A 14465-nucleotide genomic window follows, 5' to 3' on the forward strand; every position below is an offset into this window, starting at 1 on the left:
AGGCTCCTTTTTTTGTGGATGATAAATAAGGATATACTGATTAACAATGAGCTTTTTTCATCTATAAAGGCTTGCTCTTGAATATTGTATCCAATACTCTGGTTGGATAATAATAATTTCAAGGAGTGAATACGTGACTTTTATTGGCAGTCATCAAGTTATTGGTAGCTCGCGAGCCAGCGAGTTATCTGATGAGCAAACGTGTGACACTGTTTACTCATCCCCTACCCAGATGCATTTAACCGCCCCTCAATGCTTGCCTCATCTCGGCCTATTGTTGATAGGAATCTTCATGGTGTTGATAATGGGATGTGGCCAGTCCCCGTCAGAAAAACTGCTGACAGAGTCGCCCAAGTCAATTGAGCAAGCAAGCCCACAGGCTACAACCGTGGCCTCCGTTAATGCGCTGGCCAAGGAGTATCATCAATATTGGCAGTTGGCGGAACAGGGGATCCGCTGGCAAGTTGGGCAGCCACATAGCGATCAGTTAGAGATGAGTGGCCTACAGATATCGGCAGTGATTGATTATGGTGTGGATGAGGCGGGTAATACAGCACTGTCGCGCACATTAGTGTGGCCAATGCTCAGAACACTGCCTAACGATACCCATGCAAGCTTAATGCGCACTTTTAGCACCTCGGTGATGCCACAGCTAACCCTAGATGGAGAAGAAGTGACAAACAGGGGGCTAGTCGAGGTGATCTTTGATGGTGTACTGACATTGACTCAGCAGCTGACAAAAGATGTCAGCTTGGTGCGAACCTTGACCATCCACCCCTATGAGCCCGGATTTATTGAACGCTGGCAGATAACCAATTTAGGTGAACAGCCTGTTTTAGCAGTACTAACTGAGATTGACTATCAAGAGGTCACTGGGGCTGAAAATGGCCTGTATGGACGCTATAAGATAGCGGTGAGCGCGCCAGCTAAATCTCAGGTTATTGCGCCAAATAGCCACTTAATTAACGACATTGTATTTAGCGCTCAACTCGCAGATGAGATGGTCTATATCGATCCTACCGAGGCAATCGCTACCAGACATCGTCAGCTGGATGGTTGGCGTAATACGCTGCAGTTTGAAAGTCCAGACCCTCTGCTTAATCAAATGTTTGAGTTTGCCAAATTACGCGCGACAGAGTCTATTTTTGCCACGCGTAATGGCTTGGCCCATGGCCCTGGCGGTACTCGCTACTACGCTGCTGTCTGGGCAAATGATCAGGCCGAATATGTCAATCCATTCTTTCCCTACTTAGGAGATGCAAAAGGTGTAGCATCGGCGCTCAATAGTTTTAAATGGTTCGCCAATTACATGAACCCTGAGTTTAGTGCGCTTCCTTCATCTATCATCGCTGAAGGCACTGATTTTTGGAATGGTGCTGGCGACCGTGGTGATTGCGCCATGATAGCTTATGGTGCCAGCGACTTTGCCCTAAGCTTAGGTCGAGAAGATAACGCACGTGAACTATTGCCTTTGATTGAGTGGTGCCTTGAGTACAATCGCCATCAACGCATGGAAAATGGGATCATTGCTAGTGATAGTGATGAACTTGAAGGGCGTTTTCCTGCGGGGAATGCCAATTTGAGTACCAATATGTTGGCCTATGGCGGACTCGTTCGCGCAGCAAGATTAAAAAAGGCTCTAGGCGACGATGATCAAGGGCTGGAACAAGAGGCACAAGCGCTAAAACTAGCTATCATAGCTCATTTCAGCGCCGAGGTTGCTGGTTACCAAACCTACCGTTATTACGAAGGCAATGACAAGCTTAGAGCCTGGATAGCACTGCCATTGGCCTTTGGGTTTGAGCACCACAAGGCGGGTACCATAGATGCCTTGTTATCAGAAAATCTGTGGACTAAAGATGGCTTATTGACCGAAGAGGGAGATAAAACGTTTTGGGATCGCTCTACCTTATATGGTTTTAGGGCGTTAATGAAAGCCGGTGAATTACAGCGAGTATGGCCCTATTTTGAATATTACTCCCACAAACGTCTTACTGGTGAACATGTGCCCTATGCGGTGGAAGCGTGGCCTGAAGGGGATCAGCGACATCTCAGCGCAGAAAGTGGTTTGTATGCCAGAGTGATCATTGAGGGACTATTTGGGATTGAACCGATAGGTTTTCAGCAGTTTATGTTGGCACCTAGATTGCCAGCGCATTGGAATGACATGGCACTTAGGCATATTAAGGCCTTTGGCGCTGATTTCGATATCGTGGTTAGACGAGTTGAGGGCGGAGTCAATATTGATATTATTAGTGCGGGCAGGGTGATACAGCAGCATTTTTGGGATCAAGGCTCGCCACTACCAGTAACGCTCACATTAATTCAGCCATAAAAGTCATCGCCTCAATCTTATCGCTGGGGTAGGATATTGCTACCCCAGAAGCCGATAACATTCTTGTGAATCATCAAAACATCTCTAATTCCCAGCAGTTGTGTCTGTGGCTAAAGCAAGATGCCATGCGTATGGATGCACTGAAGTATGCTGCGCAGCTTAACCTTCCTCAGTGGTGTATTGCCGCAGGGTTTGTGCGTAACTTAGTGTGGGATAGGCTTCACGGGCGTTTGAATACCCCATTAACCGATATTGATGTTATCTATTTCGACCCCTCTGATCTCAGTAAAGACAGTGAATATGGTTATCAAGCCAAGTTGCAAACATTAGCGCCGGATTATCCATGGTCGGTAAAAAATCAGGCTAGAATGCACATTCGTAATGGCGATGAGCCTTATACCTCGACCCTTGATGCCATGGGTTACTGGCCTGAGTTAGAGACAGCTGTGGGCGTGAGCTTTTCCTTAGCTGAGGCCGCAGAGCCTCTGGTGCAGCATGCCCCTTTGATTAGCAACCTTGACACACTGCAGGGCATCGAGATTTTTGCCCCGTTTGGGCTTACTTCGCTATTTGATTTAAGAGTTAGCCCTAATTCAAAACGGGATATTAAGCTATTCCATCAAAGGGTGAAGCAAAAAAGCTGGCTTGGACAATATCCTAAACTCTCCTGCACTACCGAATAAGTCGCACATCCTACCTTTGTTAACGCGTTAAGTAGATAACCTCTAATTTACCCTTAGCTTAATTTGCGCTATGTCACTTTTTTCAAAGGTGCATTGTCTATAACGCTTATCTTTTTGTGATCGATATAGCTTTTGCCTATCTAAAAAGTGGTATAGCGACCTGATATTGATTTGGATCAAGATGTAGCGAGTTTGGATCTGGCAGGATACGCGCAAATGTTAAGGATTTTGATAATAATAACGACGTAAACTGTTGTATTAATGGAGTAGTATGATGAAAAAAAGTATCGTTTCAGGTCTAATCGCAGCCGCCCTACTATCGACTGGTTTTGCCGCTTCTGTTTCTGCTCACCAAGCTGGTGATATCATTGTTCGCGCTGGTGCGGTAGTTGTTGCACCAAATGAATCTAGCCCTGTTGTTGCAGAAGTTGCAGAGTTCACTGTCAGCAACAATACTCAGCTAGGGCTAAACTTTGGTTATATGCTAACTGACAATATCGGTGTTGAGTTGTTGGCTGCGACGCCATTCTCACACGACATCTCTTTAGGGGCGCTTAAGATTGCTGAGACAAAGCATTTACCGCCTACTTTAGTGGCTCAGTACTATTTTGGTTCTGCTGACTCAAAACTACGCCCATATATCGGTGCTGGTGTTAACTTCACTAACTTTTTTGACAATGAATTTACCAATGACCTTGATGGCGCATTAACCGATCTAAGTTTGTCAAATTCATGGGGCTTAGCGGCACAAGCTGGTATCGACTACCAAGTAAATAAAAATTGGTTGGTGAATGCTTCAGTTTGGTATGCGCAGATCAGCACTGACGTAACGTTTAATTTAGGTGGCGCTGCTCAGAAAGTTGAAACCGATATCGACCCATGGGTATATATGGTCAGCGTTGGCTACACCTTCTAAGGTTTACTGAACTTGATCAAAAAGGAGCCGTTTGGCTCCTTTTTTTGTGGCGGTTGTACCGGTTTATTTTGCAGTCTTGTTGGCTTTCTCTGCCGCTTTAGCTTCCAATCGCTGGGCTTTGGTGCGCCAGTGCCTAGTGTTATAAATAAACTCTGGTAATAGCTTGGTTAACCAGGCGACCAATCGCCAGCGCTTAGTGATATACACTTTCCGTTTGGCTTTTTTCATTGCACTAATCACTTGTCTTGCCACCTCGTCAGGTGGCGAAAGCCATAGTCGACTCTTTTGCATGGCCGCTTTATCGAGTAACCCGAGCTGGAGATCTGTGATGGTTATCGGCAGTTTTAGACGCTGAGCGTGCATGCTCAGCCCCTCAAGGTAGTTGGTCGCATAGGCTTTCGATGCATGGTAGGCCACGCTAGGACCGCCTCTTAGTCCAGCAATGGAGTTTATGGCCGCTAACTGACCATAGCCTTGCTGGGTAAATAGCCGAAAAGCCGTATTGCATATGGCGCTAAAGCCCTGCACATTGACGGTAATAATATCTTCTTCTGGTTGCCATGGTAATGCGGGATCATAGCTATTAAGGCCAGTGTTCACGATCACTAAATGCGCACCGTCTAATTCATGCCACAGAGATTCTAAGGTGGCAATAATGGCTTGAGGTTGATCAATTTGCAGTGGAAGCACACGGACTTTGGTTGGTAATGATTGAGCAAATTCAGATAACGAATCCGGATCTTGGGCGAGAAGTGCTAATTCAACACCTTGCTCAGCAAGTTGTTTGGCGACTTCGCGACTTAATAGTGAGCTTGCGCCCACAATAATGGCAGTAGCTTGGGTCATTAGGCTATTCGATGACAAATGGTTGGCCTATGATATGAACATCTCAACGATAGAACAAGATTTAAAGTGTAGACATATGGACATCCAGAAGTCTTGATGTATGATTAGGAGCATAGAGTATGAACAGATGGTTAAAATCCCTTTTGCCTGTGGCGATGGCAGCAAGTGTGTTAGTGGGGTGTGCAACACCTAATGCCAGTGTCGAGATCCAAGGCGAGGTGTGGTTTAAAGAGCGTATTGCACTGCCAGCCGAGGCGATATTGTCGGTGCAACTGCAAGATGTCTCTAAAATGGATGTCCCCGCAGTGGTAATTGCCGAGTTGGAGCGCAGCGATGTGACAACGCCCGCGCCATTTCAGTTTGTTATCCCAAGTGATCAATTTGAACCCGGGCATCGCTATGCCATCGGAGCCAAAATCACCTTAGGCGATGAGCTGATGTTTATTAATACTCAGTCGTACCCTATCGACATTAGCAATCAAGGGCCTATGTCGGTACTTATACAAAAAGTCGGTCGTTAATCTTATCCATTACCGCGTCGACTTTATGGTCATGGCATGCCTCTATGGGTATGTTTCACACAGTTAAAGAGGCGCGGTATGCCGGTAAAAATTCCAGATAATCTGCCAGCAGCAGGTATTTTAGAATCTGAAAACATCTTTGTTATGTCCGAAACTCGGGCGGCAAATCAGGATATTAGACCGATGAAGGTACTGATCTTAAACCTGATGCCAAATAAGATTGAAACCGAAACTCAACTGCTGCGCTTGCTGGGCAACACGCCACTTCAGGTGGATGTGGATCTGCTGCGTATTCACGATAAAGAGTCAAAACATACCTCTATCGATCATATGAATAATTTCTATCGCGACTTTGAAGATGTGCGCCATAGAAACTATGATGGTTTAATCATTACTGGTGCTCCTTTGGGGCAGATAGCCTTTGAAGATGTGGTCTACTGGGATCATATCCGTGAGATCATTGACTGGTCTCAGGCCCATGTCACTTCAGTGTTATTTCTCTGTTGGGCGGCCCATGCGGCGCTCTATCACTTATACGGGCTAAAGAGAAAACTACTGGCAAAGAAGCGCTCTGGGGTATTTTCTCACCAGCGCAGTAAACACTATTTTCCATTACTGCGTGGTTTTGATGAGGAGTTTTATGCACCCCATTCACGCTTTGCTGAGATGGATGTTGATGAGTTAAATGCGCACCCTGAGCTGCAAGTGCTCACCGAGTCAGAAGAAGCGGGTGCCTATATGGTGCTTAGCCGTAGCAATCGCAACCTATTCGTGACGGGTCATCCCGAGTATCAAAAGGCAACCTTGAAAGAGGAGTATCAGCGTGATCTTGGTGAAGGACTTAACCCCGATGTACCAATGAACTATTTTCGCAACGATGATCCGACGCAAGAGCCCGTTGCACGCTGGCACAGCCATGGAAGCTTGCTAGTTAGTAACTGGCTGAATTACTACGTCTATCAGCTTACGCCTTATGACCTTGATGACATGAGCGCTATGACCCCTTGGGAAAGTGATGGGGTCGTTAAATGAGCGAATTGTCAAATACCACCTTGATAGATACACCAAGATTGCAGATGCGTGAGTTTACCCTCGATGATGCTGACGCGGTACTGGCCTTTTCGATTCATCCTGAGGTGGTACGATACACAGGTGATGCAGGCAAGGTTAACTCGCTTGAAGATGCCAAACGGGTTATCAAAGATTATTGGTTGGCGGGGTATCGCGAACATGGTTTCGCGCGATATGCGCTGATCTGCAAGCAAGATAATCAATTGATCGGGTTTTGTGGCATAAAATATGAACCCCATCTCAATCGTGGCGCCGGGGGAATCGATATTGGTTATCGGATGTTACCCGACTATTGGGGGCAAGGATTGGCCACAGAAGCGGTAAAGGCTTGCTTGGACTATGCGCACAGCACCTTAGGGGTCGAAAAGGTTTACGCAGAAGTGATGGTTGAAAACAGCGCCTCAAGTAAGGTGTTGCTCAAGGCGGGTATGCGGCATATTGATAGTTATCAAGATGACGGTTACCAACTGTATCTCTATGAGACCTGCTAGGCGCCACGTTTTAAGTAAATCATATCTCGCTTGAGAAACCACCTCCAACAGGCTATTTTATCTAGACTTATCAGGTTCTATTGGCTTTTTTTTCTAGAACCGTCGCGACGTTTCATACTCCTCCCATTAACCCATCATTTGACTAATGGTAGAAGTATTAGGTAAAGGACTGCTATGTCTGAGATTAAAAAGCGTATTTTGTTATTGCTGGCGCATCCCTCACAGCACCGCTCTGAAGTAAATATTCCCTTATTTGAAACGGCTAAAGCCATTGAGGGGGTCACGGCTGTTGATCTATACGGTGAATACCCCACCTTCGATATTGATATTGAGCAAGAGCAGCAACGGCTTGTGGATCACGACATCATTATTTTTCAGTTTCCTCTCTATTGGTACTCCACTCCCGCAATGTTAAAGGAGTGGCAAGATCTGGTGCTGGAGTATGGGTTTGCCTATGGCACCGATGGGGAGCAACTCAAGGGTAAGCCGTTTTTGTGTGCCTTGACCGCAGGGGGAAAAGAGGAAGCTTACCAAGCTCAAGGTTATAACCATTTCACAATCAGGCAGCTATTGGCGCCCCTTGAACAAACTGCCAGTCTCACCGGAATGCACTATCTACCGCCATTAGCACTGTTTGGCGCGAGAACGGCATCAGAGGATGATCGTATGGATGCCCATCGCCGCAAGTGGCGTCGATTACTTAAAGCACTAGTGGAAGATCGCGTCGATTTAGACATGGCGTCTGGGCTGGGGAAGCTCAATCACAGTTTAGATCAAATTATCTTGGGGGATTAAGGATGACCGGGTATTTCTTACAAGCCTTTATCTATTTAGTCGCTGCGGTGATTGCTGTACCGCTAGCCAAACGCTTTGGTTTAGGCTCTGTGCTGGGTTACTTAATTGCTGGGGTGGTCATTGGTCCTGTGGTTGGCTTAGTGGGCGATGAGACTAATGTGATTCAACACTTCGCTGAGTTTGGTGTCGTCATGATGCTATTTGTGGTGGGCTTGGAGTTGGAGCCGAAGATGCTGTGGGCGATGCGCCACAGATTGATGGGGCTGGGTGGTTTACAAGTTGGACTAACGACTATCGCCGTGATGGCTATCGCACTGTGGTTTAGTATCCAATGGTCCATCGCTCTGACCATTGGCTTAGTGTTTGCGTTGTCGTCGACCGCTATTGTGTTGCAAACCTTTAACGAGAAAGGTTTAGGCAAGACCGAAGGGGGACGCAACGCGTTTTCAGTACTGCTGTTTCAAGATATCGCTGTGATCCCTATGCTCGCCTTTATTCCATTGCTCGCATTGCCGGAGTTGATCGACAAGGCACAGTTGGCTGTTGGCGAGGCGGCAGAGCATCATGAGGAGATCAGCTTAGTGGCTGGATTACCTGGTTGGGCTTACGGTTTGGTGATCACTGCTGCTATCGCCATGGTGGTGGTCGGTGGCCACTATCTGAGTCGGCCACTATTTCGGTTTGTGGCCAGTTCGGGTTTACGGGAGATATTTACCGCCACCGCACTGATGCTAGTGATAGGAATTGCCGCCTTGATGAGTCTAGTCGGGCTTTCACCTGCCTTGGGCACGTTCCTCGCTGGAGTCGTGCTTGCCAATAGTGAGTTTCGTCATGAGCTGGAGTCCAATATCGACCCATTTAAAGGCCTATTGTTGGGGCTCTTTTTTATTACCGTCGGCGCGGGAATTGATTTTGGCATCTTAGCCCAAGACTTAGGTTTAATCTTAGGTCTGACTTTAGGCCTTATGCTGCTTAAAGCGCTGGTGTTGCTGCTGCTTGCGGTTGTATTTAAAATCCGTCATAGCGATAAGTGGTTGTTTGCCCTGAGCTTGGCTCAAGCGGGGGAGTTTGGGTTTGTACTGCTCAGTTTTACGGTGCAAAACCATGTGATTCCTATGGAAATGGCGCAGGTTTTATCCTTAGTGGTGGCGCTGAGCATGTTTTTGACCCCAGGATTATTTATTCTGTTTGATAAGGTCATTGTGCCGCGTTATCGACAGGGTAGTCATCAGCGTGAGGCCGATGTGATTGATGAACAAGGAACGGTGATTATTGCTGGTGTTGGTCGCTTCGGCCAGATAGTCAATCGGATGCTCACCGCGAATGGGGTGAAAACCGTGGTACTGGATCATCAAGTCAGCCAAGTTGATATTCTCAGAAGTATCAATGTTAAAAGCTACTTTGGTGATGCCACCCGGCCTGATCTGCTTCATACCGCGGGTATCGAAGAGGCTTCGTTATTAGTGGTGGCAATGGACAATCCTGAGAGCACTACGGAGTTGGTGAAGTATGTTAAGCAGACCTATCCCAGAGTGAAAGTGTTAGCGCGGGCATTTGACCGTGGTCATGCCTATATCTTACACAGTGCTGGGGCTGATCATATTCAAAAGGAGACTTTTCATTCTAGTATTGAACTTGGGGTCGACGCGTTGAAGTGTCTTGGGTTTCACCCATTTCAAGTTGAGCAGCAAAAAAATACCTTTAAGCGGATTGAGCAGCGTAGTTCAAAAATTCTCTACCAAGCGTGGTGTGATGACAGCTCAGGTGAGCGTTTCGACAATAACTACCGCAAGCTGTTTATTGAGCTTGAGGAAACCATAAAGGCGGCGATGCTAAAAGATCGCAGCGATAAGCATGCGACCAGTGAACGAGGTTGGACACCGCCACCAAAAGGGTATGATGAGGTGCTTGATCATGACGATGCTCAGCGAGCAGATAACGATGCCAACGGATAGCTAGCGTGAGAAAAAGCCATCACAATCGTGATGGCTTTTTCGTGGTGTGCACTCATTGAATTCCCATGCAGGGGACAATGTTTACAAATGAGGTTTTAACGCATCAGGCAGATCTTGATTAACTGTCTCACCGCTTATTGGGCAGATAAAAGTGAGAAAACAGGCGGTGAGCTGCAAATTTGGCGCATGTTCGTCTGCATGACCATGTTGACGATCGCCAACGACGGGATGACCTAAACTGGCCATATGAATGCGAATTTGATGCTTGCGGCCCGTATCAATCTTCACTTGGACGAGTGAGCGATCTTGTTTCTTGTCATATTCAATCAAGGTTGCGTGAGAACACGCCACTTTGCCATCAACATCTGAGTCAATGTGCTGTGTCCTTGATGGAAATTCACCTTCAACGATAACCCGATACTGTTTGTCTAATTGACGCTGCTCAAACAGTGCTGCCAGTGCCGCTGTTGCAGATTTGCTGTGACCAATTAAGACCAAGCCTGTTGCCGCTCTATCTAATCGATGAATGATAAACGCTGGACGCTGCGGGCTTAAGTGCGTTTCAACAAAGCGATTGATGGTGGTATGGTCGCTCCATTTTGAGCCTTGGCATAGCATAGCGTAAGGCTTATACCAAATGCTGTAATCGCCTTTATCTAACAGCAATAATGCATCATCAACTGTCTGTGCCAACACGGCTTGGTTGTAATAAAGATGCAGCTCATCACCAACTTTTAAGCGTTTTTTAGCACGACGAAGACGTTGGGTATATTTACCACGAGTTAGCCATACCGCCCCCTTTGCCATGGCTTGCTTGATTACCTGCTTAGACAGTTGGCTGTGCGCGGCTAACAAGGCCACCGCATCATCGTCAGTGGCAATGGTAAGGTGGCATTCAAATTTACTGCTGGTCATTGGAGCGCTATCTCTTGGGCTGTTCGGCGCGTGCAAGTTTACACTAACTTGGCGGGCATTGGACACCTGCTTATACTGTGGGTGGTTTAATGTGTTTAGTGTTAATCGGCAAATTTATGCTGCTATAATGAGGTGGTGTCATTTGTTGCCGACTGCTCGATTGAGAGCAACGCCGAGGCAAGTGGATAGATGGAGTTAACTTCAAAGGATGAAGCCATGATTCGACTGCTGTTGAGCTGCTACCTGCTCATGATGTGCTGGAGTACAGCGACACAGGCCGCTGAGCCTATGTTGGTGCGTTATAATTTGTCGATACAATTTGTTGATCCCAAACAAAGCTATTATATCGACCTGTTGCGCTTGGCAATGGAGAAAAGTCGCAGTCAATATGGTGATTATCAGTTAGAACCTGTCACGATGGAGATGCCCCAAGGGCGGACGATAAAGTTGGTCGAACAGCAACAGTTAGATGTGGTTTGGACTATGACATCTAAAACGCGAGAGCAGACCTTAAGCGCTATCTATTTCCCACTGTTAAAAGGGTTAATGGGTCATCGAATCGCCATTGTTCGTGCCGAAGACAAACAAAAATTTGCCGATATCAATAGTGTCGAACAGCTTAAGCGATTGATTGTGGGTCAGGGTACCGATTGGCCCGATAGCGATATTTTGCAGCAACAAGGCTTTACTTTAGTGCGCGGCGCGGCGAAGAACTTAATTGCCATGTTAAATAAGGCGCGTTTCGACTATTTTCTCCGCGCGTTACATGAGCCTTGGGATGAAGTGGTTGGGCACCCAGAACTTATTGTTGATGAGTCTTTTATGGTGACTTACCCATCGCCAATCTATTTTTTTGTTAATCGAGATAATACCTTGCTGGCAGAGCGCATTGAGCATGGACTGCGCGCTGCGTTAGTGGATGGAAGTTTCGATGACCTGTTTTATCATCATGCAATTACGGCCGATATGTTACAGCGCGCTAACCTACCTAATCGACGTGTATTTAAACTCGACAATCCGTTGTTATCTGATAGCTCCAAGAATCTACTCAGTGAACGATCTTTGTGGTTTGACTAGTTGTGCCTATTCATACATCGCTATGTTACGCCAATCATAACCTTGCCAATACACCCTCTCAAACCCTCACATTTTCTCGTGTCCAAGCCATGTTAACTATGTTCTGCTTTGCGCTTTAGCGCGACTCCTCAGACTTTGCAGGAAGAGCTGTATCATATTGTTGCATTTTCTGTTGCCACTGGTAGTTACTTATCAGCTGCTCAATCAGGGGGGTTATGGCGTTAAACTCAGCACTTAGCCGCTTTGGCACCAATATATGACGGGTGTATTGGTCATGGGGCACGCTGGAGAAGTAGAGTGCTTGGTTAGTGTTCAGTAAATTTTGGTAATAAATGGTCGTGGCACGGGAAACAATAGCGCAGTCAAAACGATTCTTTAGCAGCATTTTTATCAGTTGCGATTCATTGGCCGTGTTAATGCGGGTTACAAACCCATCGGCAACGAGCTGATCAATCGTGTGGTAACGAAACCCTGTGATCCCGCCGACTCGCTTATCGTAAAGGGCTTGTGGCGTCTTAAACTCCACAGGGTTACTCAAGTGCGAAATGATCTCATCTTGGTCCTGCATAAATGGGACAGACCATAGATAGGTGGATTGATTCAAGTCTTTAAACCAGATGGGATTAACCCCAATGACCATACCTTCAAATTCATTGATACTGAGTTGGTAATTAAGACGTTTACGCGGAATATAGGAGACTGTAAATTTATAGGTTTGCTGATGTTGATTAAAAAATCTCGCAATATCATAGAACAAGCCAACCTCCTTTGCGGGATTAATCACATAAGGTGGCATGTAATGATAAGTGTAAAGTGCAATATCTTGACGCTCACCGTCAGAGGTACTTGCCCAAGCTGAACAACACAGTAGCGATATGGCGAACCAAAAAAATTTCAATAGTCTTTCTCCTCTCCCTATTAAAGTTAACGTGCAATGACAAGCTCGCAAGTTTTAAGACCGTTTTTCGTTCATTTAAATTACATGGTTAAATCATCTTTAATGCAAATTCACTTGTTCTAGGTGCGTCACCAGCATACTGTTAATGGTAATTGTTCTCAGTAATTTTTGGCAAAAATAGTCATGCTAAAAAGGGGTTGGTAATGGACACACATTTACAGGCAAAGATTCACCATTGGTTGAATCTTGATAAAGATGAAAGCAGTCGTCGTGAGATCCAAGCATTAATCGATAGTGGCGACAGCGAAGTATTAGCGGCACGTTTTAGTGGGCGTTTAGCTTTTGGCACCGCAGGCATTCGCGGTGTTGTTGGCGCAGGACCGATGCGGATGAATCGCCTTGTGGTACAACAAACGTCCATGGGGGTAGCACAATATTTGATGGCGCAGGTCAGTGACTGTGCTGAACGTGGTGTGGTTGTTGGTTATGATGGTCGCCATGACAGTAAGCAATTTGCCCATGATACGGCCATGGTGTTAGCCGCTGCAGGGATTAAAGTGTATCTCACGGTCAAGATTGCACCGACACCGCTGGTGGCCTTCGGTGTTCTGCATCTTGGCGCAGCGGCTGGCATTGTGGTGACTGCAAGTCATAATCCGCCGCAATACAATGGCTATAAGGTTTATTGGGGTAATGGTGCGCAGATTATTCCTCCCCATGACACAGGTATTGCTGCCTGTATTGAACATGCCGCCACAGCACCTATTGGTTTAATGTCACTAGAGAAAGCACGCTTAGCGGATCGTTTGGTGATGCTAGATGATGATTTTTATCAAGCTTATCGACAAGGTATTCGTCAGGCCGAGGTGCTGCAAAATCATACATCGCCAGAAAAAGTGAGTTTGGCTTACACCGCCATGCATGGCGTGGGGGCCGAGATGGCTGAAATGGTACTGAAGGATGCCGGGGTGACCCAGGTCTATAGCGTAGCGGCGCAACGAGAACCCGATGGCGACTTCCCTACGGTGAACTTTCCAAACCCTGAGGAGGCTGGGGCGATGGATTTGGTCATGGCAGAAGCGCATAAACACTCGGCGATGTTAGCGTGTGCTAACGATCCCGATGCCGATCGTTTTGCCGTAGCGGTTCGTCTCAGCCATGCCACGCCCGAGATGGATGCTAGTGCTGCCTATCAAATGTTAACGGGTGACCAGGTTGGCGTGCTCTTTGGTCACTATCTGTTGTCCCATGCCAGTGATGATCAGCGCCTCACGTGTCGCACCATTGTCTCATCCAGCTTGCTATCGCAAATTGCCACATCGATGAATGCGGTTTGCGAAACTACCTTAACAGGGTTTAAATGGCTCACCAATGTAGGGATGAGTAAACAATCTGCCGATAACCGCTTCATATTTGCCTATGAAGAGGCACTCGGTTACACCATAGGTAATATGGTGTGGGATAAAGATGGTCTTTCGGCCCTGGTTGCATTTGCGCAGCTCACTGCTGAGTTGGCATCCAAGGGACAAACGATTTGGGATCGCTTAGACGCCATCTATCGACAGTATGGTTTTTACCTTAATGAACAGGTCAGTATTGCTTTATCTGCGAGCGATATGAGTCAACCAACGATAGGTGATCGCCTTCGTCGTCAGCCACCGACTGAGATAGCGGAGCGCGCAATTATCAGTGTCGATGATATCAGTATTGGTATACGGCGTTTTGCCGACGGCAGTGAATGTGTTATCGACCTCCCTGTCAGTGATGTACTGATTTATCAGCTTGAAGGAGGCGCGAGAGTGATCGTAAGGCCTTCAGGCACTGAGCCGAAAGTGAAGTGTTACTACGAGGTGATTGAGCAATTCAGCGCCGATGATACCTTGCAGGATGTGCAGCAACGCGCAGCGCTGGCAATGGCTAAGCTAACCACAATGCATCAACAATCTTTAGCGTAAAGGCTCT

General features: G+C 46.8%; 13 protein-coding genes. 10 read left to right on the forward strand and 3 right to left on the reverse strand.

Features of this window, described 5'->3' with window-relative positions; translation table 11 throughout:
- The first annotated feature begins 133 nt into the window (after nucleotides 1-133).
- From L876_RS21445 to ompW, 3 genes are all read left to right on the forward strand, one after another.
- Entirely contained in the window at nucleotides 134-2335 is a 2202-nt protein-coding gene (locus L876_RS21445; protein ID WP_051413047.1) for a hypothetical protein, read from the forward strand.
- Between the two features lie 65 nt (nucleotides 2336-2400).
- A complete protein-coding gene (locus tag L876_RS0109220) occupies nucleotides 2401-3018 on the forward strand; it encodes a nucleotidyltransferase family protein (RefSeq protein WP_248674543.1) in 618 nt (205 codons plus the stop codon).
- Between the two features lie 271 nt (nucleotides 3019-3289).
- Complete coding sequence (ompW, locus tag L876_RS0109225) at nucleotides 3290-3934, forward strand: outer membrane protein OmpW (RefSeq protein WP_028763545.1); 645 nt, start codon at nucleotides 3290-3292, stop codon at nucleotides 3932-3934.
- A 63-nt stretch (nucleotides 3935-3997) separates the two neighbouring features.
- Here the strand turns inward: ompW and L876_RS0109230 are convergent, their stop codons facing one another.
- Complete coding sequence (locus L876_RS0109230) at nucleotides 3998-4780, reverse strand: SDR family NAD(P)-dependent oxidoreductase (RefSeq protein ID WP_028763546.1); 783 nt, start codon at nucleotides 4778-4780, stop codon at nucleotides 3998-4000.
- Between the two features lie 119 nt (nucleotides 4781-4899).
- Between L876_RS0109230 and L876_RS0109235 the strand changes: the two genes are divergently transcribed.
- The 5 genes from L876_RS0109235 (at nucleotide 4900) to L876_RS0109255 (ending at nucleotide 9613) form a co-directional block, all read left to right on the forward strand.
- Nucleotides 4900-5301 carry a YbaY family lipoprotein gene (locus L876_RS0109235; RefSeq protein WP_028763547.1) on the forward strand — a complete coding sequence of 134 codons (402 nt, stop codon included), beginning with the start codon at nucleotides 4900-4902 and terminating at the stop codon, nucleotides 5299-5301.
- Nucleotides 5302-5379: 78 nt separating this feature from the next.
- Nucleotides 5380-6333 carry a homoserine O-acetyltransferase MetA gene (metA, locus tag L876_RS0109240; protein ID WP_028763548.1) on the forward strand — a complete coding sequence of 318 codons (954 nt, stop codon included), beginning with the start codon at nucleotides 5380-5382 and terminating at the stop codon, nucleotides 6331-6333.
- Nucleotides 6330-6863 carry a GNAT family N-acetyltransferase gene (locus L876_RS0109245; RefSeq protein WP_028763549.1) on the forward strand — a complete coding sequence of 178 codons (534 nt, stop codon included), beginning with the start codon at nucleotides 6330-6332 and terminating at the stop codon, nucleotides 6861-6863. The genes metA and L876_RS0109245 overlap by 4 nt, the downstream gene beginning before the upstream one ends.
- Before the next feature lie 174 nt (nucleotides 6864-7037).
- Nucleotides 7038-7658 carry an NAD(P)H-dependent oxidoreductase gene (locus L876_RS0109250; protein ID WP_028763550.1) on the forward strand — a complete coding sequence of 207 codons (621 nt, stop codon included), beginning with the start codon at nucleotides 7038-7040 and terminating at the stop codon, nucleotides 7656-7658.
- 2 nt (nucleotides 7659-7660) lie between these two features.
- Nucleotides 7661-9613 (forward strand): monovalent cation:proton antiporter-2 (CPA2) family protein, encoded by a 1953-nt coding sequence (locus tag L876_RS0109255; RefSeq protein ID WP_028763551.1) that lies wholly within the window; start codon nucleotides 7661-7663, stop codon nucleotides 9611-9613.
- An 81-nt stretch (nucleotides 9614-9694) separates the two neighbouring features.
- Here L876_RS0109255 and L876_RS0109260 read toward each other — a convergent pair whose 3' ends face one another.
- Nucleotides 9695-10528 carry an RluA family pseudouridine synthase gene (locus tag L876_RS0109260; RefSeq protein WP_028763552.1) on the reverse strand — a complete coding sequence of 278 codons (834 nt, stop codon included), beginning with the start codon at nucleotides 10526-10528 and terminating at the stop codon, nucleotides 9695-9697.
- A gap of 216 nt (nucleotides 10529-10744) precedes the next feature.
- On the opposite strand from L876_RS0109260, the gene L876_RS0109265 reads away from it, so the two are divergent.
- Nucleotides 10745-11605, forward strand: a complete 861-nt coding sequence (locus L876_RS0109265; protein WP_248674545.1) for a substrate-binding periplasmic protein — start codon at nucleotides 10745-10747, stop codon at nucleotides 11603-11605.
- 115 nt (nucleotides 11606-11720) lie between these two features.
- Here the strand turns inward: L876_RS0109265 and L876_RS0109270 are convergent, their stop codons facing one another.
- Entirely contained in the window at nucleotides 11721-12503 is a 783-nt protein-coding gene (locus L876_RS0109270; protein ID WP_028763554.1) for a type 2 periplasmic-binding domain-containing protein, read from the reverse strand.
- Between the two features lie 203 nt (nucleotides 12504-12706).
- On the opposite strand from L876_RS0109270, the gene L876_RS0109275 reads away from it, so the two are divergent.
- The gene (locus L876_RS0109275) at nucleotides 12707-14458 is read left to right on the forward strand and encodes a phospho-sugar mutase (RefSeq protein ID WP_028763555.1); all 1752 of its coding nucleotides are present in this window, start codon (nucleotides 12707-12709) and stop codon (nucleotides 14456-14458) included.
- Nucleotides 14459-14465 lie beyond the last annotated feature (7 nt).

The organism is Shewanella colwelliana ATCC 39565, assembly GCF_000518705.1.
GTDB classification, from domain to species: domain Bacteria; phylum Pseudomonadota; class Gammaproteobacteria; order Enterobacterales; family Shewanellaceae; genus Shewanella; species Shewanella colwelliana.

Excerpts from the sequence above, each read along its gene's own strand:
- L876_RS0109260 (WP_028763552.1), bottom strand. The coding sequence starts at position 10,528 with ATGACCAGCAGTAAATTTGAATGCCACCTTACCATTGCCACTGACGAT.
- L876_RS0109250 (WP_028763550.1), top strand. The coding sequence starts at position 7,038 with ATGTCTGAGATTAAAAAGCGTATTTTGTTATTGCTGGCGCATCCCTCA.
- metA (WP_028763548.1), top strand. The coding sequence starts at position 5,380 with ATGCCGGTAAAAATTCCAGATAATCTGCCAGCAGCAGGTATTTTAGAA.
- L876_RS0109275 (WP_028763555.1), top strand. The coding sequence starts at position 12,707 with ATGGACACACATTTACAGGCAAAGATTCACCATTGGTTGAATCTTGAT.
- ompW (WP_028763545.1), top strand. The coding sequence starts at position 3,290 with ATGATGAAAAAAAGTATCGTTTCAGGTCTAATCGCAGCCGCCCTACTA.
- L876_RS0109265 (WP_248674545.1), top strand. The coding sequence starts at position 10,745 with ATGATTCGACTGCTGTTGAGCTGCTACCTGCTCATGATGTGCTGGAGT.
- L876_RS0109245 (WP_028763549.1), top strand. The coding sequence starts at position 6,330 with ATGAGCGAATTGTCAAATACCACCTTGATAGATACACCAAGATTGCAG.
- L876_RS0109230 (WP_028763546.1), bottom strand. The coding sequence starts at position 4,780 with ATGACCCAAGCTACTGCCATTATTGTGGGCGCAAGCTCACTATTAAGT.
- L876_RS0109255 (WP_028763551.1), top strand. The coding sequence starts at position 7,661 with ATGACCGGGTATTTCTTACAAGCCTTTATCTATTTAGTCGCTGCGGTG.
- L876_RS0109235 (WP_028763547.1), top strand. The coding sequence starts at position 4,900 with ATGAACAGATGGTTAAAATCCCTTTTGCCTGTGGCGATGGCAGCAAGT.